This window comes from Pseudoalteromonas sp. SR44-2 (assembly GCF_014163745.1).
Classification (GTDB): Bacteria; Pseudomonadota; Gammaproteobacteria; order Enterobacterales; family Alteromonadaceae; genus Pseudoalteromonas; species Pseudoalteromonas distincta.
This window is the reverse complement of sequence record NZ_JACJDW010000005.1, coordinates 77,549-98,787: the sequence shown is the minus strand read 5'-3', so window position 1 is coordinate 98,787 and position 21,239 is coordinate 77,549. Positions and strand designations below refer to the sequence as shown.

Annotated in this window: 15 protein-coding genes; 11 read left to right on the top strand and 4 right to left on the bottom strand. The window is 40.4% G+C overall.

Annotated features, from left to right (window positions below):
• The first annotated feature begins 31 nt into the window (after nucleotides 1-31).
• The 3 genes from H5115_RS04590 to H5115_RS20175 all read left to right on the top strand — a co-directional run bounded on the left by H5115_RS04590 (nucleotide 32) and on the right by H5115_RS20175 (nucleotide 1,303).
• On the top strand, nucleotides 32-451 hold the full coding sequence (locus tag H5115_RS04590; RefSeq protein ID WP_010554617.1) for a VOC family protein: 420 nt from the start codon (nucleotides 32-34) through the stop codon (nucleotides 449-451).
• A 437-nt stretch (nucleotides 452-888) separates the two neighbouring features.
• Complete coding sequence (locus tag H5115_RS20180; protein ID WP_259396325.1) at nucleotides 889-1,086, top strand: hypothetical protein; 198 nt, start codon at nucleotides 889-891, stop codon at nucleotides 1,084-1,086.
• 58 nt (nucleotides 1,087-1,144) lie between these two features.
• Nucleotides 1,145-1,303 carry a hypothetical protein gene (locus H5115_RS20175; protein WP_240915877.1) on the top strand — a complete coding sequence of 53 codons (159 nt, stop codon included), beginning with the start codon at nucleotides 1,145-1,147 and terminating at the stop codon, nucleotides 1,301-1,303.
• 2 nt (nucleotides 1,304-1,305) lie between these two features.
• Here H5115_RS20175 and H5115_RS04580 read toward each other — a convergent pair whose 3' ends face one another.
• A complete protein-coding gene (locus H5115_RS04580) occupies nucleotides 1,306-2,910 on the bottom strand; it encodes a diguanylate cyclase (protein WP_182753885.1) in 1,605 nt (534 codons plus the stop codon).
• 75 nt (nucleotides 2,911-2,985) lie between these two features.
• A complete protein-coding gene (locus tag H5115_RS04575) occupies nucleotides 2,986-3,882 on the bottom strand; it encodes an AraC family transcriptional regulator (RefSeq protein WP_182682423.1) in 897 nt (298 codons plus the stop codon).
• Nucleotides 3,883-4,067: 185 nt separating this feature from the next.
• Here H5115_RS04575 and H5115_RS04570 point away from each other — a divergent pair, with 185 nt between their 5' ends.
• Both H5115_RS04570 and H5115_RS04565 read left to right on the top strand, forming a co-directional pair.
• Entirely contained in the window at nucleotides 4,068-5,213 is a 1,146-nt protein-coding gene (locus H5115_RS04570) for an iron-containing alcohol dehydrogenase (protein ID WP_002962851.1), read from the top strand.
• A 211-nt stretch (nucleotides 5,214-5,424) separates the two neighbouring features.
• Complete coding sequence (locus H5115_RS04565) at nucleotides 5,425-5,871, top strand: DoxX family protein (RefSeq protein WP_039490309.1); 447 nt, start codon at nucleotides 5,425-5,427, stop codon at nucleotides 5,869-5,871.
• 52 nt (nucleotides 5,872-5,923) lie between these two features.
• Here the strand turns inward: H5115_RS04565 and H5115_RS04560 are convergent, their stop codons facing one another.
• On the bottom strand, nucleotides 5,924-9,010 hold the full coding sequence (locus H5115_RS04560; RefSeq protein ID WP_182753883.1) for a beta-galactosidase: 3,087 nt from the start codon (nucleotides 9,008-9,010) through the stop codon (nucleotides 5,924-5,926).
• 112 nt (nucleotides 9,011-9,122) lie between these two features.
• On the opposite strand from H5115_RS04560, the gene H5115_RS04555 reads away from it, so the two are divergent.
• The 5 genes from H5115_RS04555 to H5115_RS04535 all read left to right on the top strand — a co-directional run bounded on the left by H5115_RS04555 (nucleotide 9,123) and on the right by H5115_RS04535 (nucleotide 16,134).
• On the top strand, nucleotides 9,123-9,941 hold the full coding sequence (locus H5115_RS04555; protein ID WP_182753881.1) for an AraC family transcriptional regulator: 819 nt from the start codon (nucleotides 9,123-9,125) through the stop codon (nucleotides 9,939-9,941).
• 81 nt (nucleotides 9,942-10,022) lie between these two features.
• Nucleotides 10,023-10,331: a hypothetical protein gene (locus H5115_RS04550; RefSeq protein ID WP_039490315.1), complete on the top strand. Its 309-nt coding sequence runs from the start codon at nucleotides 10,023-10,025 to the stop codon at nucleotides 10,329-10,331.
• A 150-nt stretch (nucleotides 10,332-10,481) separates the two neighbouring features.
• Nucleotides 10,482-11,744 carry a TolC family protein gene (locus H5115_RS04545; RefSeq protein WP_182753879.1) on the top strand — a complete coding sequence of 421 codons (1,263 nt, stop codon included), beginning with the start codon at nucleotides 10,482-10,484 and terminating at the stop codon, nucleotides 11,742-11,744.
• Nucleotides 11,741-12,988, top strand: a complete 1,248-nt coding sequence (locus H5115_RS04540) for an efflux RND transporter periplasmic adaptor subunit (protein ID WP_182753877.1) — start codon at nucleotides 11,741-11,743, stop codon at nucleotides 12,986-12,988. The genes H5115_RS04545 and H5115_RS04540 overlap by 4 nt, the downstream gene beginning before the upstream one ends.
• An 8-nt stretch (nucleotides 12,989-12,996) precedes the next feature.
• A complete protein-coding gene (locus tag H5115_RS04535) occupies nucleotides 12,997-16,134 on the top strand; it encodes an efflux RND transporter permease subunit (RefSeq protein WP_182753875.1) in 3,138 nt (1,045 codons plus the stop codon).
• A gap of 77 nt (nucleotides 16,135-16,211) precedes the next feature.
• Here H5115_RS04535 and H5115_RS04530 read toward each other — a convergent pair whose 3' ends face one another.
• Complete coding sequence (locus H5115_RS04530) at nucleotides 16,212-17,447, bottom strand: TMEM143 family protein (RefSeq protein ID WP_182753873.1); 1,236 nt, start codon at nucleotides 17,445-17,447, stop codon at nucleotides 16,212-16,214.
• Between the two features lie 329 nt (nucleotides 17,448-17,776).
• On the opposite strand from H5115_RS04530, the gene H5115_RS04525 reads away from it, so the two are divergent.
• Nucleotides 17,777-21,239: Ig-like domain-containing protein (locus H5115_RS04525; RefSeq protein WP_259396324.1), on the top strand; the 3,463-nt coding region annotated here is incomplete at its 3' end.

Below are 21,239 nucleotides of genomic sequence, written 5' to 3'. Positions count from 1 at the left end.
AATGTATTAAAGTGTTAACCAAGGGTTATTTATGTCTAACTGTTTGCATCTGGCTATTCCGGCTGGCGATTTAAAAGTGGCTAAAGCGTTTTATTGTGACGTACTAGGCTGTAAAACGGGTAATAGTGAAGAAGGTCGCTGGGTAGATATAGATTTTTGGGGCAATGAACTTACCTTACACCAAAGCGTTGAGCGCCTACCAACAGTTCGCCATGATGTTGATATGGGAGCTGTGGCAGTACCTCACTTTGGGATTCACCTATCTGAAGATGAATTTAACGGGTTAAAAACACGTATTGAAGATGCGGGTATTGAATACCTAGATAAACCATACCGCCGTTTTATTGGTGATGAGTTTGAGCAAGAAACGTTTTTTATTGAAGATCCAAATGGCAATGTGCTTGAAATGAAAACCATGGTAAACCCTGAGGTTTTATTTAAAAAAGTATAAATGCTGTTGTTTAAGTTAAGCTAAAAAACCACTTTAATAAGTGGTTTTTTTATAACTATTAATCAGTGTTTTTGATAAATTAGTTAATATTTACAGGTAAAAAAATTACGCTACATACATGATTTTTTATTCACTCTACAATGTAGGTATAGACACGTAGACTTAATTTAACTCTCATACTTTATTGTTATTTATGCTGCTTAAACTCATAATTGCACCTTTGCTTATTTACTAATAACATTCGCCCAAAAACGCTTTGGTAGTTTTGTTAGCAGCATAGTTCCTGGCTTGCCTATTACCTCTGGCCTATTTCTTATTTTATAGCATTAGAACAAGGTAAATTATTTGCAGCTAACTCAGCGGTGGCCTCTCTTTATGGTATGAGCGGTATAGGCTTATTTTGTTTTAGTTACTTGGTTTTTTCACGAAGATTTGGAATGCTTAAATCGCTTTTTACAGCGTTGAGTATTTGGTGTGTATTTAGCGTTATTACTTTATTTTTACCAGTGAATATTATTGTGGCGAGGGTGATTTCGCTTTGTATTTTACTCGGTTTAGCTATTATCTCTACAATGCTAAATATATCAGTTGATGCAAAACCATTAAATGCCCGCTGGGAGCTTTTGGTAAAATGATATTAGTGACGGGCTTTATCGTACTTGTTACGTTTATATCACAGCATATAGGGTCTGCGTGGAGCGGTTAATCTCTACCTTTCCGGTTATTTTAGCGGTAATGGGTAGTGTTGCCCACTTTATTGGCAAACAAGCCTCAACGTTATTTACTATTATTTTTAGCCACTATATAAACCGTAAGCAGTTTGCTAAGCCAGCTACGGTTTTAAATACTTAAAGTTAGCCATCAACTAAAGTGAGCGGCTTTACTTTACGCTGTAGTTTTTCATGATACATAGCGGTGTCGCCGGCTTTTAAAATTTCGTCAATATTTTTAGGAGGCTCACTAAATACGCTGCTACCAATGCTTGCCTTTATAGCAATAGGCTGGTCGTTATGCGTGATGGCGAGTTTATCTAACTCTATTTTTAGATGGTGTGTTTTTGGGCTTACTTGCGCTTTGCTGTAAAAGTGGGCAAGTACTACAAATTCATCACCGCCTAAGCGGCCGACTGCATCGCTGGTGCGTACAATACTTTTTAAACAGGCGGCTACTTTACATAAAGCTTCATCGCCTACGGCATGCCCATAATTGTCGTTTATCTGTTTAAAGTCATCTAAATCTATATACATTAAACATAAAACTCCGCCTTTTTTTGCATGCAGCTCAATCAGCTCTGATGATTTTTTACCCCAGCCACGGCGGTTTAAAATGCCACAAAGGTGATCGTAATCGGCTTCGGTTTCGGCGCGTTTTTGTGCGATTCGCATACGGCTAATACGCCTAGAAACAGCTACTGCTAGTAAAAATGACTCCACAGCGAAAGCCAAAATAAATCCGTAACGTTGCATAAATGGGCTTTGATTAATAAGTAATACTCTAAATATCATGCTTACGAGCACCAAGCTCAATGCTACAAAAACAAGCGTTGCTTCGCGTATTCCTTTGCGAGCCTGTTGTGCCGCTAAAACAAAAATAACAGTCACAATAATTAATGAGCCGTAAGCCATGATGTTGCCAGCTATTTGCCAAATCAAAGTGTTACTGAACAATATTTTTATTAAAGAAAAGCACATAACAATACCGGCCATAATTTTTAAAATCTTACTTGTTTTTGGCCATCTATTGTTTAGTTCAAGTAATGCGCACATAAACCATGTAGCACTGAGTACTGTTAAACCTATGCTGAGTAAGTACAAATCAAATAGGAGTGATGAAACGTGGTCAGTTATAAATAAATAGAGTTGGCCTTCTTGAAGCAAAATAAAGCTGCCAATACAAAAAATATAAGCGCTGTATAGCTTAAATATCTTGTCGTGAAGCCTGTAGCCCATTATAAATACGTAAAAAATGAGTGTGGTACACAGCCCATAAAAAGCACCCATAATGAGATTGTGTTGCTGTGTTTCTTTAAAAAAAACTTGTGTATTTTGCCACTTAAAGCGTGGTGTATAGTTAAGTTTTGACTCAATTGTAATAATGGCTGTAAAGTTTCCTGAGTCCATTAAAAATGCCACTTGTGCCGATTTTAATGGTTGCTTTATTACACCGTTTTGCTGCCATGTAAAATCATCAAGACCTGGGCGCAAAAACGAAAGTACGCCGCCACGCTTTAACAAGCAGTTTAGCTGAAATTGGTTTGTACCGCGTTTTGCCTGAAGTTCAGAAGTTGTATTAGGTTGTAAAGATGATGGAGAGGACTGACTATTTAAGGGGGTAATATCGCAAAAATCGCCTGCATTGCTATTAAATGCTATTAAGTAAATAAAAAAAAGAAATACGTATTTAGCACCTCCGTGTAAAATATTAGGAACTGTATTTTTATGATGTTTTTTGTCAGCCATAAGCACTTCCAAGCTCAACTACATTTTTTTATACTAGCAGAGCCCACCTATTTAGCTATTAGTTAATTAGTTAAATTAACTATGTAATTGAGTTAATACTTCGCTAGGTGTTTTATTAAAGTGGCGTTTGAATTCGCGGCTAAATTGCGATGGGCTGGTATAGCCAACCTTTAATGCAGCTTCGTTGGCTTTACTTCCACTAGTAGTTATAAGTTCTTTAGCCTTAGCTAAGCGTACTTTTTTTAAATACTGTAGAGGGGATTCAAACGTTACTTGCCTAAAAGCACGATGAAACGACGATACGCTCATGTTTACATCTTCAGCTAACCCTTCAACCGTAATTTGATTGGCATAACTACTGTGCATAGTTGAGAGCGTACGGGCGATACGTGCATAATGCCCATCATGCATAGCAAGCCCTATTAAAGTATGTCCTTGTGGACCACAAAGTACGCGATATACCAATTCTTTTACTATATCCTCGCCAAAAATGTCAGCCTCAATGGGGTTATTTAAAACAGTTAATAACCGATGAGTAACGAGCTCCATTGCTGTATCTAGAGTTGCCGACTGCACTGCGCCAATTTGTGCAGAAGACGATGAGGCTGAAAGAGGCTTATGCCGCATTATTTGATTAACGAGTTTGTGTAGCATTGCAGGGTTTATATCTATGGCAATGCCCATAACGGGTAAGTCGTTATCAGTAAATGCTTCACACTCTAATGGCACCGGTACACCAAGGACTAAGTAGTCGCCTGCGCCGTATTTTATTTGATGTTCAGGAAAGTGAATTATTTTATGACCTTGCCCAACAATAATAATACCTGAGTTATATATAAGCGGCTGGCGCGGCGAGCTTTTAGTTGCTCGATGAAAATACACGCCTGGAATGATAGTTTCCATGGTGCCTTCAAAGCTGAGTAATTGATTATGCTCGGCGTATTGTTGCAACATATTGGCTATGGTGGGCATAAAAGGCATCTTTAATTGAGTGTGTTTTGCGTAAAATAACAACGCTGGTAGTTTTAGGCAAGCTTTTGCGAGTTATTGGGCTTTTTTTATGTTTGTTTTGCTACTAATATGCACTCATTGAAATTTGGCTTAGCTAGTAACTAAGCATTCTATTTAGTATTTAACCGTCACCTAGGAGCAAAATAATGAAATTTAGCTACGTAAATCCAACTCTTATTCAATTCGGTCAGCAACAAATTGCGGCACTATCTGATTTGATCGCAAAAGATCAAAAAGTACTTGTAGTGTACGGCGGCGGTTCAATTAAAAAGAACGGCGTGTACGACCAAGTTGCAGCAGCACTTGAAGGCTTTGACTGGGTTGAGTTTTCGGGCGTTGGCGCTAACCCAACAATTGAAGTGCTAGACCAAGCAGTAAAAATTTGTAAAGAACAAGATATCGACTTCGTATTAGGCGTAGGCGGCGGTTCAGTAATCGACGGCGTTAAATACATTGCCGCATCAGCCGTTTATGATGGCGAAGGTTGGGATATTCCTACTGGTAAGCATACTATTACTAGCGCTTTACCAATCGGTGCAATATTAACATTGCCAGCAACGGGTTCTGAATCTAACCAAAACTCAGTTGTGAGCAAAGAAGCAACGAAGCAAAAACTACCGTTTGCATCACCAGAAGTACTTCCTAAATTTGCGATTATGGACCCTGATGTAATGAAAACATTACCGCAGCGCCAACTTGTGAATGGTTTAGTAGATGCATGGGTTCACACCTGTGAGCAGTACCTAACATTCCCTGAAACAGCATTAGTTCAAGAAGGTTACGCTGAAGCACTTTTAAGAACGCTTAAAACTTTAGGCGATAACTTTGAAAACCAAGATGACGCATGGCGTGCAAACCTTATGTGGGCAGCTAACCAAGCACTTAATGGTTTAATTGGTTCTGGTGTATCGCAAGATTGGGCAACACATATGATTGGCCACGAGCTTACAGCCGCTTACGGTGTTGATCATGCACGTTCACTTGCTATTGTTCAGCCTTCTTTATTACGTAACCAATTTGCAGTTAAAAAAGCAAAGCTTGAGCAAATGGGTAAAAACGTATTTGGTCTTGAGCAATCTGAAGACTTAGCAGAGAAAACAATTGCAGCAATTGAAGCGTTTTACCACAGCCTTGACGTAGCGACCCAGCTTACTGAACATGGCGATGATAAAGCAGCTGCTATTGACAATATTATTGGTAAACTTGAAGCTCACGGCATGGTTGCTCTTGGCGAAAACCAAGCTATTACGCTAAAAGAAAGCCGCGAAATTTTAGAGCAAGCGGTTGCTTAATTTTCAAAGCTTAGCGCTTACTTAATAAGTAATACGTTAATAAAAAACCGTCAACCTTTGGGTTGGCGGTTTTTTTATGGATTATTATAAATACTGCGTTGCTAATTAACCAATAAATTTCGTATTAATGTTTTTTAATGATGATAGTAAACTGTACTCAACGGTTAGGAAAAACCTAACGATTAAATAAATTTAAACAGGACTAAAACTCATGAAATTACTAAACACATTACTTAGCTCAAAAGCAGGCGTAGCAGCATTAATTTTACGAGTACCAGTTGGCCTTATTTTAGCGGCGCATGGTGCACAAAAGCTATTTGCTTGGTTTGGCGGTTACGGGCTTGAAGGTACAGGCCAATGGATGGCGAGTATTGGTTTAGAGCCTGGCTATTGGTTAGCAATGATGGCAGGTAGCGCTGAGTTTTTTGGTGGCATTGCATTAGCAATTGGTTTGTTAACTCGCCCAGCTGCTGTAGTTGCCGGCTTTACTATGCTGATTGCTATTTTTAGCGTACATATTAGTAATGGCTTATTTATGGCAAACAATGGCTATGAATACGCATTAACTTTACTAGTAGTAACTGTAGTTTTAGCAATTCAAGGAGCGGGAAGCTTTTCTCTTGATAACGTATTAGCTAAAAAGCTCGCTAATAAATAGAGTGTGTTAATTAAAAAAATAGCGGCCAATTTGGCCGCTATTTTTGTTTAAATTATTCAGCAGATAATGTTAAAGAATAACTGTACTGCTTTTGCTCAAGTAAATATTCTTTATGGGTACTTGGGCTCCATGAATCATCGCCACCAACCCCCATATGTTGATGATCAATGTGTACATGTACGCAATCATCAGCAATGAGTTCGTTAGTGTGTTTCGCTTGCGTTAACATACTTTGCGAATACTCACTGGCGGCAAATAAAAACGCACCGGTTACGGTTAAATTATTAATACTCAGTAATTGGCAATCACTACGCACGCCGTTATCGGTTGGGAAAATATACGGGGTATGTAGCTCATTAAAGCTTAAGCTGTAATAACCTAAACGTGCTGCGGCTTTGCGATCTGGGTAGTTTTCAAAAGGCCCTAAACCACGCCAGTTTACTTTTGTATCGCTTTGCTTGTTAAGCGTTGTACTTAGCCCTATACGCGGCATTGGCGGCAGAGTATCGTTTAAGTGCACATCAACATTTAAGCTAATATTGCCGGTATTATTTAGTGTATATAGCCACTGTGTTCTTGCTTGTAGCACGCCATTAAACTCATAATTAAATACACATGTAATACGTATATCAACGCTTGATTGCACTGCGTGAATTGAGCTGCATGTGCGCTGCCATTGCCCTATACCTGCACGTAACCAACGTGCCTCCCATGCATTAGGGTCTAGGTTATCTACTTCGCTTACGCCTATGTCGTTATCAAGCGGGGCGCGATAAAAGTTATCAACCAGTGGGCTACTAATAACCTGAGTATCGTTTTGTAACCACTGCTCTATAAGCCCTGATTGCTTACTAAAAACAAGTTTAAACTTATCGTTTTCAATACTTAGTTGAGAGTCGGTTTCACTAACACTTATAGCGCTTTGCTCTGTAGTTGATGTAAATGCTTTACTGTTTAAATTATTACTATTTATAAGCTTAAACTGCTCGGTGTTTAATACATGCTTGGCACTTGCAAAGCTGCAATCGTTAATTAGTGCTACATCTAAATTAAGGTGATATTGCGCACCTTGCTCAAACGCTGTTTTAGTTTTAATTGTTAACGTGTGTGTACTTTGCGGAGCAATATTAAGTACATGCTCGCCTTGTTCAACACAGATGCCATTTTGCATTAACTGCCAAACCAGTTTTTCGTTATCTGTGTGTCTAAATACGTAATCGCTAAATATATCAATGGTGTATTGATTTTTAGTTTGCTCGCGCAGCGTAAATTGTAAATGCTGCTGGCTGTATTTAGCTTCAAACAGGCTAGGGTGCGGCGTGCGGTCTGGGAACAATAAGCCGTTTATACAAAATTGGCGGTCGTTTAGTTCATCACTAAAATCGCCGCCGTAGGCCCAGTAATGCTGACCGTTTTCATCAGTTTTAGATAAACCTTGGTCTACCCAATCCCAAATAAAACCACCTTGTAGGCGTGGGTATTCTCTAAATGCTTGCCAGTAATCGTCAAAGCTACCTAGGCTGTTACCCATTGCATGGGCGTACTCACATAAAATAAGAGGGCGCGTTTCACCGGGTAGGCTTAACCATTTTTTAATAGAGTATTTAGGTACGGCGTCATCAGCTATATGCGTATCTACACGAGCGTACATTGGGCAAATAATATCGGTTGCTGTTGTGTTTGCGCCGCCACCTTCGTATTGCACTGGGCGAGAAGGGTCAAAGCTTTTTGACCAGCCGTACATTGCATCGTGATTTGCGCCGTGTCCGCATTCGTTACCCAATGACCAAATAATAATTGAGGCGTGGTTTTTATCGCGCTCAACCATTTGTGTATAACGCGACATAAATGCACCAGCCCACTGCGGATCGCTGGCAAGCCTACCCATAGGAAACATGCCATGGGTTTCTATGTTTGCTTCGTCCACTACGTATAAACCTAGCTCGTCACATAATTCGTAAAAACGCGGGTGGTTAGGATAGTGAGCAGTACGTACAGCATTAAAGTTATTTTGCTTCATAAGCTTAATATCTTCAATCATGTCGGCGGTGCTCACTGTGTGGCCGTTTTCAGGGTGATGTTCGTGGCGGTTAACACCGCGAATTAGTAGCGGTTTGCCGTTTAAGCAAAGCTGCCCGTTAAGCATTTCTACTTTTCTAAAGCCAATGTTATAGGCTTCGGCGTCTACGGTTCTGCCTTGCTCATCTAACAGGCTTACAACACAGCGATATAAGGTCGGGGTTTCGGCGGTCCATTTTTTAGGGCTTTGTATATCAATTGTTTGAAATACGACATCGCTCCAACCGCCTTTTTCGTCAACACGTTTATTGTTAGTGCTTTGTATTTGTGGCTCACACAGTGCTTGTTCACCATCAAAAACCTGTACTGCTACTTGGTAGTTATTTGGCGCATCTATTGCGGTTTTTACATGCAAAGTCGCATCGCGGTAGCATGCATCTAAATCTGGGGTTATAAATACATCGCGTATTTGGTGTTGCGGTTTTGTAAGTAAGTTAACATCGCGAAATATACCGCTTAGCCACCACATGTCTTGATCTTCTAGGTAACTGCCATCGCTCCAGCGAATAACCATAACCGCTATGCGATTGGTGCCCGCCACTAACAGCTCGCTTAAATCAAACTCGCTCGGTAAGCGGCTATCTTGCGAATAACCCACCCACTGACCGTTACACCAAAGGTGAAACGCCGAGTTTACGCCTTCAAAAATAATATGGTTTCGTTGCGCTAATTGCTCAGGCGTAATAGTAAATTCAGTGCGGTAGCAACCTGTAGGGTTATCGCTTGGTACAAAAGGCGGGTTAACTGCAAATGGGTATTTAACATTACAGTAAATAGGTTTATCAAAGCCGTGTAACTGCCAGTTAGAAGGCACTGGAATACTTTGCCAATTTTTGCTTAGTGTTTCACTTAACAGTGACTCATCAACCGCTTCGGGTTTATCAAATAATTTAAAATTCCATTGGCCGTTTAAACTTTGTTTTTGTGATTGTGTGTTTTTACGGGCATGGTCAACGCTTTTAAAACCATTGAGTGGGCTGTGTGCTTTTACTTGATTAACTTGCACCGAAATTGGATTTTCCCAATCGCGACGGTTAATTATGTGCTGTAGTGAGTTCATTGGTGTCCTATTGCATGTATGGCAATTATAGTGGCTTAAATATAGCTAAAATAATGCGTTGAGGTTATGCTTAAAGCTCTCTTTTATTTATCCAAAACTATCATTTTTAATTATGCGTAACACTATTGTAGATGTACTCGATATTGGCCCAGAGTGTGCAGAGCGGTTTATTGATTTAACCACGCTTTCGCAAATGCCAAACCTTGAAATAGAGCTGGCAGGTTGCTCTAATTTATTGGGTGATTATTGTGTTGCACGTACCAACCCGCTTGAACACACGCTTTTTTATACTTTGGCTGGTCAGGGCACACTTAAAACAGTTAATAACCAATACTCATTAACTGAAAATAGCTTAGCTATATTGCCTGCGCGGCAAAGTTTTGAGGTTAAAATAGCAAGCGGAAAGTGGGATGTGATTTGGCTAAACCTTGCAAATACTAAGCGCTGGCAATATTTGAATTTAGCGCACGCTAAGGTATTAACTAATCAACAGCTAGCGCCATTACATTTAGCTATGGAGCTTTTATATAGCGAAAGTAACGCTACTTTGCGTGAAGGCGTTATGCCTATTTTAAGCCACTATTTAAACACTACGCTTAAAAGTGAGCCGCAAATAGGCGGGCAAAACAGATTAACCAGTTTGTTTTTAGAAGTAGAAGAGCGCCTGCAGTTTGATTGGACAATAGACGCTATGTGCGAACACGTGCATTACTCAGCACCCCATTTACATAGGTTATGCCAAGCTCAATATGGCAAAAGCCCAATGCAGCAGCTTATTTATTTACGTATTAAACGAGCTAAAAGCTTACTACTAAATACCCGCTGGCCTGTTGCTCATATTGCCGCTTATGTGGGGTACCCTAATATATTTAATTTTTCAAAACGGTTTAAAAAATCAGTGGGTGTTTCACCAAGTGAATTTAGAAAATAACGTAAGCGGCTCTCTACATTTGAATAAATTTAAGGTATTGTGCGATCTCTTAAATTGCATTTTAGAGTTTTTAGGTAGGTAATGCGCTCAAACTACTTTTTAGTCGTGATACTTTTAGTGCTTGTGCACAGCTTTATTAGCTGTGATGCGGCGGCGTATCATCTGCAAGAAGAAGTTGATCACGTTACGCATGTTCATTCTCAAACAAATGCAAACGATGAAGATGCGCAATCACCTACTGAAATACATGCCCATCAGCATTGCCACTGTGGTTACTACAGTACGCTAAATCACTCTATAAGCCCTGAGCAAAGCCAAGCTACACTGCCTGCGTGCTATAGCGGTTTAAACTATCCACCAGATGTTCCGCCACCAAATTTTTATAGCTAGTTTTTAATTTTAAACACTTTGTAAATAACTGCCTGCGCCTGTGCGTTATAAGGCTAGTTATGTACATATTTAGGTTGCTTAATTGCGCTTGTTTTTAAAATAGGCGTAGTGATTAAGTCAACTTTGTTTGTTAAAAAACGGACATGCTATATGAATAAAAAACCACTTATGCTGGTGGCGCTACTGTGCGCATTACCAGCAATGAGCGTTTTGGCAAAAAATGAGCCTCAAAACGTATTAACGCTAAAGCAAGCGCTTAAAAATACCGAGCAGCAAAATGCTGAGCTTAAACGCTACCCGTATCATCAAAAAATATTAACGGCGCTTAAAACCCAAGCTGCGCTTTCACCTAATCCTGAGCTGAGTTTTGAAGCTGAAAACTTTTTAGGAACCCATGGCTCCCATGCGTTTTCGGGGGCGCAGTACACGCTGGCTTTAAGCCAATTAATAGAGCTGGGTGATAAACGCCAAAACCGCATTAACTACGCCACGGCAAATATAAAAGCGCAAACAATTGAGTATAAAAATACTCGGTTAGCACTTTTAGCAACTACCGCTGAGCGCTATTACCAAATACTTAAATTTCAGGCGTTAATTGCTTTAAATAGTGAGCGTAAAAACACCGTTAAGCAGGCACTTAACGCAATTAAAAAACGCGCTAAAGCGGGTGCAGCCTCAAGTGCTGATGTAACCCGCATGCGTTATGCATTAAGCCAAGTAGATTTAAATACGCTGATGCTAAATAGCGAATTTGAGCGTGCGCGCTTAGCTCTAACCGAGCTTTGGCAAGAGCCGCAAGTGAGTGATTACTATGCTGGCGATTTATCACAAATAGCTGCTGTTAAAAGTGAAGCAGTGCTACTTGATGCGGTAAATACAGCACCTGAATTTGCACTTTTACAGCAGCAATATATGCAGCAAACGGCTAATTTATCGCTGCAGCGCTCAAGCGGGCAAAGCGATTTAACCCTAGGTGGTGGCGTGCGATATAACCAGCAAACTGATGCCAGCTCGTTGGTGTTTTCATTTTCAATGCCGCTGCAATTAAGCAATTCTAATAGCGGTAATATTGAGGCTGCAAAGCATCAACTTACGCTACTTAATGAGCAACAAGGGCAATTACGTATTCAGCTACGCCAGCAAATACGTACCTTGTATGCGTATTACCAAGGTAAAACTGCGCAGGCACAGCTATTAACACATCAAGTTATTCCACAAGCACAAACGCTTATAAAACAAAGTTTAAAAAGCTATCAACAAGGGCAAATATCGGTGTTGCAATTACTAGACGCACAGCAAGCTTTATTTGATTCTAAACGCGCACTTATCAACATCCATAGCGAGCTATATCAAGTACTGCTTACCCTTGAGCGTTTAACTGGCCAACCTTTAATTGAGACTCATCAATCATGAATAACCCTCTTATCGCATTATTTATAACGCAATTATTTGCACTCCCATTATTAAGTAGCACGGCTATGGCATCTGATAGCCATCACGAAAAAGGTCACGAAGAAGGCCACAAAGACGAACACACACAACAAGGCCCGCACGGCGGATTTTTACTAACCAATAACGCCCTTGATTTAGAGCTTAAGTTAACCCAGTTTGCAGGTAATACCGAGCTGCGAATATATGGGTTTAATAACGATAAAGCTGTGGATATAAACCAATTAGACGTAACCATAAATGTGCAGCGTTTAAGTGAAGAGCCACAGCTTATTCGTTTTAAAGCTGAAGATGACTATTTAGTAAGTACCGTGAGCGTAAACGAGCCGCACTCGTTTAAGCTTGATGTAATGGCAAGTTATAAAGGCGCTGAAATAAATTATCATTATGAGCAAGAAGAAGGGCGTACAACGCTAAGCTCCCAAGCAATTGAACGCGCAGGAATTAAAACCGAGATTGCAAAAGCAGGTACGGTTGAGCTAACAGATACTTTATTTGGTGTTATAGCACCCACCGCGCACGGCACCGTTGAAGTAATGGCGCCTTATACCGGCTTAGTTAACAATATTTTTGTAAGCATTGGTCAAAACGTTAAAAAAGGCGATAAGCTAGCAAGCATTACCAACCGCGAAACCCTACAAAATTACACCATAAAAAGCCCAATGACAGGCGTTATTACCGAGCAATATTTAAAGCGCGGTGAGCTTGCTAGTAGCGCGTTAATGCAAATAGTCAATCTTGAAACTGTATGGGTTGAGCTCTCGGCGTTTCCTGAAAATATTGAAAAACTCGCCATAGGGCAAAGCGCTAAGGTGTACGACTTACATCATCATTTAAACGCACAAGGTGAGGTGTTTTTTATTGCACCTATGATGACGGGCGGACATATTGCGCGTGCGCGAATCGAGCTTAAAAACCAAGATGGCCATTGGCGCCCAGGCATGCACGTAAATAGCGACGTTAGTATCGCAAATGTAAATGCTGCTGTGCGAGTAAAGGCTACTGCTGTGCAAGAATTTAACGGTAAAGCAAGTGTGTTTATTAAAAGCGGCAATGTGTTTGAAGTGCGCCCTGTAAAACTCGGTGCTAAAAACAGCGAGTGGGTAGAGGTACTCGAGGGGCTTTCGCCAAACAGTGAGTATGTAACGCAAAACAGTTATGTAATTAAAGCCGATATATTAAAAAGTGGCGCAAGCCACTCACACTAGGAGGCAGCATGATTAACTGGATAGTTTCATTTGCGGTTAAACGCCGCATGATGGTGCTTGCACTCACGCTTTTATTTGCAGGCTTTGGTGTATATAACACACAAAATTTAGCGGTAGATGCTGTACCCGATATTACTAACGTGCAAGTTCAAATAAATACCAAAGCACCCGGGTTTACCCCGCTTGAAGCAGAGCAGCGAATAACCTATTTAATTGAAACTGCGATGGCAGGTATACCTAAGCTTGATTACACACGTTCTATTTCGCGTTATGGGCTTTCGCAAGTTACCGTTATTTTTAACGAAGGCACCGATATTTACTGGGCTCGCCAGCAAATTAGTGAGCGCATTCAAAGTATTCGATCAGATTTACCTGCCAATATTGAGCCAAACTTAGGACCAATTGCCAGCGGGCTAGGGGAGATTTTTACCTACTCTGTGCATGCAAATAACGGTGCATTAAAAGATGATGGCACGCCATTTAACGCAGAGGATTTACGTACCCTGCAAGATTGGGTTATTCGCCCGCAGCTATTAAAAGTAAAAGGCGTTACCGAAATAAACAGCCAAGGTGGCTTTGAGCGTCAGTACCAAATAGCCCCCGTGCCTGAAAAACTACTCGCTTATAAGCTCTCGCTAAATGATGTTATTACGGCACTTAAATTAAATAATAGTAATCAAGGTGCGGGGTTTATAGAGCGCTTTGACGGGCAATATTTAGTGCGCTCGCCAGGGCAATTAAAAACCATTGATGATATAGCTAATACCGTGGTTGCAAAACGTGATGATGCGCCTGTACGCATTAAAGATGTCGCAAATGTGCGTTTAGGCAAAGAGCTTAGAACTGGCGCTGCTACTTATAACGGTAAAGAAACCGTGCTCGGCACCGCCATGATGCTCATTGGTGAAAACAGCCGCGTAGTGGCAAAAGCCATGGCTGAAAAACTTAAAGATGTACAACTTAGCCTACCAGCAGGTGTAGTGGTTGAGCCTGTGTACGACAGAACAACCCTTGTTGATAAAACCATAGAAACCGTAAAAACGAACCTGTTCGAAGGGGCTGTGCTAGTTATTGTTATTTTACTGCTGTTATTAGGTAATGTAACCGGTGCGCTTATTACGGCCATGGTTATTCCGCTTAGTATGTTATTTGCCATTACCGGTATGGTAGGTAATAGAGTGTCGGGTAACTTAATGAGCTTAGGCGCAATCGACTTTGGTTTAATAGTTGATGGCGCTGTAATTGTGGTTGAAAACTGTTTAAGGCAATTAGGCCTTGCGCAGCATAAACATGGCCGGCTACTTACTTTAAACGAGCGTTTAAGTGTTGTAACCGCCGCTACTAAAGAAGTGTTCAGTCCAGCAGTATTTGGCATTTTAATTATTATGCTGGTGTATTTGCCGCTGTTTGCACTTAGTGGGGTTGAGGGAAAAATGTTTCAGCCAATGGCATTTACGGTTGTAGCCGCACTAGTTGGCGCACTTATTTTTGCTGTTACTTTTGTACCTGCCGCTATTGCGGTATTAGTGCGAGGAAAAGTAAGCGAGAGCGAAAATGCCGTTATGCGGGGTATTAAAAAAGGCTACAAACCGCTACTTAGCTTATCGCTTAAGTTACCGTGGGTAATGCTAAGCATTGCTGCTGTGCTTGTAATTGCACTTGGCTTTAAAGTTAAAAATATGGGCGCTGAATTTTTACCGCAGCTTGATGAAGGCGATATAGCCATGCACGCACTGCGCATTACCGGCACCGGTATTGAACAATCGGTAAAAATGCAAAAAGAGCTAGAGCAAGCCATTTTAGACATACCTGAAGTTGAAAAGGTCTTTTCAAAAATTGGTACGCCTGATGTCGCAAACGATCCTATGCCACCTAACGTTGCCGACACATTCTTAATGCTAAAGCCGCGCGAACAATGGCCTAATCCTGCTTTAAGTAAAGAAGAACTGGTTAAGCAAATTCGCCATTTAGTAAATGAAGTACCAGGTAATAATTATGAGTTTACGCAACCTATAGAAATGCGTTTTAACGAGTTAATAGCAGGCGTGCGAGCCGACGTTGCGGTGCGTATTTATGGCGATGATTTATCAACATTAAAACAGTATGGTGAAAAAGCCACAGCCTTGGTGCAAAACATTACTGGCGCAACTGATGTACGCCTTGAGCAAATGGAAGGTTTGCCTACACTTTCGGTAACGCCGCTTCGCGATCATATGGCGCTGTTAGGTTTAACAGTAACTGATATACAGCAAAATGTAAGTGCTGCGGTAGGCGGTGTACAAACCGGGCTTATTTATGAAGGCGATAAACGCTTTTCGTTATTAGTGCGTTTAGATGAGCGCTGGTCAAGCGATGTATCACAGCTTGCACGTTTACCCGTAGCTGTACCCAAAAGTGCTAACCCCGACCTTGCATTTGTACCGCTTGGCGAAGTAGCAACAATTAGTATTGATAAAGGACCCAATCAAATAAACCGTGAAAGCGGTAAGCGTAATGTTGTTGTTACTGCAAATGTAGAAGGGCGTGATTTAGCAAGCTTTGTAAGTGATGCACAAGCCGCTTTAAATTCAGATCTTAATTTACCAAGTGGTTATTGGATTGAATACGGCGGCACGTTTGAGCAGTTAGAATCGGCAAGTAAGAGGTTATCGCTGGTGGTGCCAGTTACTTTATTGCTTATATTTGGCCTGCTTTACAGTGCGTTTAATTCACTGCGTGATTCGTTAATTATATTTAGCGGCGTACCACTTGCACTGACAGGTGGTGTGCTTGCGTTATTGTTACGCGACATGCCGCTTTCAATATCAGCAGGCGTGGGGTTTATAGCGCTAAGTGGTGTCGCGGTATTAAATGGTGTGGTTATGCTGTCGTTTATTAAACAGTTAAGAGCCGATGGGCTCAGTTTAATAGATGCGATACAAACAGGTGCACTTTCGCGCCTGCGCCCAGTACTTATGACCGCTTTAGTGGCAAGTTTAGGATTTATTCCTATGGCGCTAAATACAGGCACCGGTGCTGAGCTACAACGGCCGCTTGCGACGGTTGTTGTAGGAGGGATTATTTCATCAACTCTACTTACGCTATTAATATTGCCTGCACTTTATAAGCTAGTACATGCAAAATTTAATAAGCAACAAACAGCTTAGCTAATTGCACCTGTTAGATAACGTAAAAAGCAGCTGAAGTTTCAGCTGCTTTTTTGTTGTTAAGTAAATCATGCAGGTTAATTATATTGAAAAAGATTATCCCAGCGCTCATCCAAAATAGTTTTTGCATGTTCCAAATTTATTGCGCTATACACTCCATTACTGCAAGTGACTAAATGCATACGCTCCAATTTTTCAAGGGCATCACTAATTTCAAAATCAAGATCGCACTGGTATTTGCTTTTAAACCACGCCTCTATTTGTTCATCAAGCGTTTGGGCAGTTAAGCCACTTTCTGATTTGAGTAAAAAGGTATACGCAAGCAGGGCTTCTTTTATGTCTTCTTCTTCGGCGGCGTCTATAAGGGTATGAAAAACACCGGCATTATTATCAAGGTTTTTAAAGTAGAGGTTATCGCTAAGCGCTTTCATAAATTTAATTTTACGGTTTTTAAACTTACTCCACTCTTTAAAAATAAAGCTGCCAAATACTCCCATGCCAATGGCAAAGGTAATAAAGTGTTGTTGTGTCATTTCTACAGCTTCACTTCTAAAACCACCCCAAAAGGCAAACAAAGCAAATAACAATAAAATTGATGCGCCTAACTTAGTTATGAGTACCACCGCACCACCAACTAAAGCCGATGAGCCAATAATCACTTTATCAATAGGGCGCATGCGTACTTCGCTATTAGGAAATAGCATTTCAAGGTCGGCTTTTGGTACATTTTGAAACAGCTTAACTATGGTCGAGCTTGGTTCAAACCCTAAAGGTGTTTTATTTTTAGCTTCAAAGTGGGCTTTATCTTTAAAACGAATAAACACCGCAACACGGTCGTAATTAGTAAAGTGCAGCGGCTTTTTACGAAGGCCCCAAAAGCTGATTATGGTTTCAGTTAGTTGCGACTCGCCACGGCGATAAAAAACCACTTCTTCAAAGTCGTCAAACTCAACTTCAAGGCGCACTTTAAATAGTGACTCTTCGTTTAATGCATCTTGTAAGTCTTGATTAGTGATCACTTCAAAGTTAGCTGCGTTGAGTACTTTGGCAAAGTCGCGCGCAAATTCACGTTGGCACTGCGCTTTTTGATCATTTGAAACCGGCGCTAATGATCGCGTGTCACTATTAGGATCAAACGGTGCGTAGTTATTTTTAAGCGACTCAAGTGTTGTGTGGTAATCGTAATGAATAAGGCTTGCTAGTAAATCGCAAAATTGCTTAAACGATGTTTGCTCTATGCTGTTAGTGAGCTCAGCGCTACACATATCAACAATATCTTGTTTTCTAAAGGGAATAAAACGTGCATTTTGCATTTTCTTGACTAATTTGGAAATGAAACTACTTTTAGAGATGTTAATTTATTAGCAATAGAATTGCTAATTTATAAATTTACAAATAAATAAATTTTATTGAATCCAGCCACCCTCTTATTACGTTGTATACATATGGTAGTTACATTTATCTAGTTGTTTTGTACTGCAAAATTGCTATTATATTATAAATAAGAACTACCTTTTTAAATTAAAGACTACAAAAATTAGCAAAAATTTGTTTTTGGTATCTTTTACTGAGTTTTGTAACTATTAGAGCTACCTTTGGCTAAGTTTCTATTTACTCTCATTAACTATTTAGGAAATTCACTTTGGAAAATATAAATCAAGCTGTTGTAATTGTTGAACTACTAAATAATATTTGGATCGTTATGGACAATGGTGACTGGGTTAAAGTTGACTCAGTTCCGCAAGAGTTACGAGACTTACCCATATTAAATAGTAGTGCAATTGAACTTGAAGGTAATGAGCTTATATTTCCTGAAAGTGCTCAAGAGTTTATCGTTCCAAAAGATATTATCTCACAGCTTGTTACAGATTTAGGGCAAAACACTTCGTTTGAACAGCTCAGTGTTGACAGTAATGCTACCCATACGACTCGAGTTGATGGAAGCCAAGCAGCAATGGTACTCCAATTAATTTCGCGCCAAGCGCAGGAATTAGTACCTGATTCTGGTTATGAAACCACACCAGATACAGTGGCTGAAGAAGAAGATCCAAATTTCATTGAGTTTACACGAGATCCTGTATTTAACGTGGGCCGTTTAGGCGGTGACGGCATATACATAAATAAATATGATGCTGTTGCTCTAGAGTTTTCTGGCACTGTTGAAAATGTTGCCGATGATACATTGATTCAAATTATATTGAGCGACCAAGATGGTAACGAAATAATAATAACAACCGAAGTTCAAGATGGCTTTTGGTCTGTGGAAGATATTGATATTACGGGCTTAAATGACGGAGAAGTAACCGCAAAAGTTTCTTTAGTCGGTGGCAGTGAAGATGATTCAGCTAGTGAAACAAAAATAAAAGACACGCAAGCAAGTATCTTTATCGATTTTGAAGATGGATTAAATACAAATACTCCGTTAGAAATTGCTGGTGAAGTTTTAGATGTTCAAGATGGACAGGTAGTAACTGTTGATATAATTGATTCTGAAGGCAATGTAGTCGCAACCTACGAAGCCACTGTAGTTAATGGTCAATGGAGTATTGGTCCTGAGCCATTTATAGATTTAGCTGATGGGAGCTTTACTTTACTAGTCAGCACTATAGATGAAGCTGGAAATGATACTCAAATTCAAAAGACTTTTTTAAAAGATACCACCGCGATTATTACCATTGAGGTAAACGAAACTGAAGATGGCGTTATAAGCGGTTCAGAAAATTTAGTTAATATAACTGGCACTGTCATAGGTATTGAAGACGGTCAAACAGTATCAGTTACTCTAAAAGATTCAGAGGGTAATGAGGTTGTTGTTGAAGCTGTCGTAATCGATGGTCAATATCAATTAGATGTTGATATTTCGACTTTAAATGATGGTGAAATTAGCGTAACGGCCGAAGTTCAAGATTTACTTGGTAATGCCGCAACAACTACGCAAGTGGTTACTCAAGATTCAACGGCTGCGATTACGGTTGAAATAGATCAAACCGAAGATGGTGTAATAAATAGCGAAGAAGATACAAATGTTACTATTAAAGGTACCGTCAGTGGTATTGAAGATGGCCAAACTGTCACTGTTGTTTTAAGTGATGGTGTAAACCCTCCAATCACAGTAACAGCAATTGTTGTTAATGGTGCTTATGAACTAACGGGTGTTGATATTTCATCATTAAATGATGGAACAATATCAGCCACTGCAACAGCACAAGATTCAGCTGGAAACCCAGCAAATGCCTCCGATGAAACTCAATATGACAGCTCTGTTGCTGCTAACCTAATAGCGCAAGATATAGATGGTGTTATTAATAGTGCGGAGCAAAATAATGTAACTCTAAGCGGCTCAGTTTCAGGTATTGAACCCGGGCAGTTAGTTACTGTTACATTTACTGATAGTAATAATGGACAAGTAGTTGTTACTACACAAGTTGATGAAAATGGTAACTGGCAAATTAGTGGAGATATTGAGTCACTTCTTGATGGTGAAATTTCAGCTGAAATTAGTATTTTTGATGCAGCAGGAAACGAAGCTACGCAAAGTGTTAATTTTTCAAAAGATACACAAAGTACTCTTACCCTAGAGATTGATAAAACTGAAGATGGCATTGTTAATGGTAGTTCTGAAAATACTGAATTATCGCTAAGTGGTATTGTAAATGGTGTTGAAGATGGTCAAGAAGTTACTATTGTCTTTACAGATTCAGCAGGGAATAAAGTAGAAGTTACAACTATTGTTGAAAATGGTAGTTATGAACTATCTAATGTTGATATATCAGCATTAGTAGACGGTGATATATCAGCGACTGCAAGTGTTGTAGATTCAGCCGGAAATATATCTCAAGCTACAGATTCTTTTGAGCAAGATAATACAGCAATTATTACTGCCAGTATTGATAAAACTGACGATGGTGTTATCAATGGCAACGGCGAAAGCGCCGCAATTGTTGTTCGCGGTACTGTAACCGATGTTGAAGACGGTCAAACCGTAACAGTAACAATTAGTGATGGCGTAAACCCGCCCGTTGAAGTACAAGCAATTGTTCAAAATGGCGAATATGTAACAGATTCTATTGATGCAAGCGCATTAAATAACGGCACACTCACAGCTACCGCCAGCGTGTCCGATGTGGCAGGCAACCCTGTAACAGCACAAGATTCAGTTGAGCTTGATAACACCGCAGCGATTACAACCAGCATTGATAAAACAGCCGACGGCGTAATTAACGGCAACGGCGAAAGTACAGAGATCGTTGTACGCGGAACAGTTACTGATGTGGAAGATGGTCAAACGGTAACAGTTACTATCAGCGATGGCGTTAACCCAGCAATCACTACAACAGCAACCGTAATTAATGGTGAATATGTAACAGATCCTATTGATGCAAGCGCATTGAACGACGGCACATTAACCGCTACCGCGACTGCATCAGATGTGGCAGGCAACCCTGTAACAGCACAAGATTCAGTTGAGTTAGATAACACCGCTGTCATCACTACCAGCATTGATAAAACCGACGACGGTGTTATTAACGGCAACGGCGAAAGCGCTGCAATTGTTGTTCGTGGAACTGTAACTGACGTTGAAAACGGTCAAACGGTTACCGTCACAATCAGCGATGGCGTAAACCCGCCAGTTGAAGTACAAGCAATCGTTCAAAATGGTGAATATGTAACTGATCCAATTGATGCAAGCGCATTGAATGGCGGCACATTAACAGCTACCGCAACGGTGTCTGATTTAGCAGGCAACCCTGTTAGCGAACAAGATACAGTTGAGCTTGATAACACCGCAGCGATTACAACCAGCATCGATAAAACAGCCGATTCAGTAATTAACGGTAATGGCGAAAGTGCCGCAATTGTTGTACGCGGTACGGTTAGCGACGTTGAAGACGGTCAAACGGTTACAGTAAGCATTAGCGATGGTGTTAACCCAGCAGTAACCACAACTGCAACAGTGACCAACGGCGAATACGTAACAGCTCCTATTAATGCAAGCGCATTGAATGATGGCACATTAACCGCCACAGCCAGCGTATCTGATAAGGCAGGTAACCCTGTAACAGCGCAAGATTCAGTTGAATTAGATAACACCGCTGTCATCACTA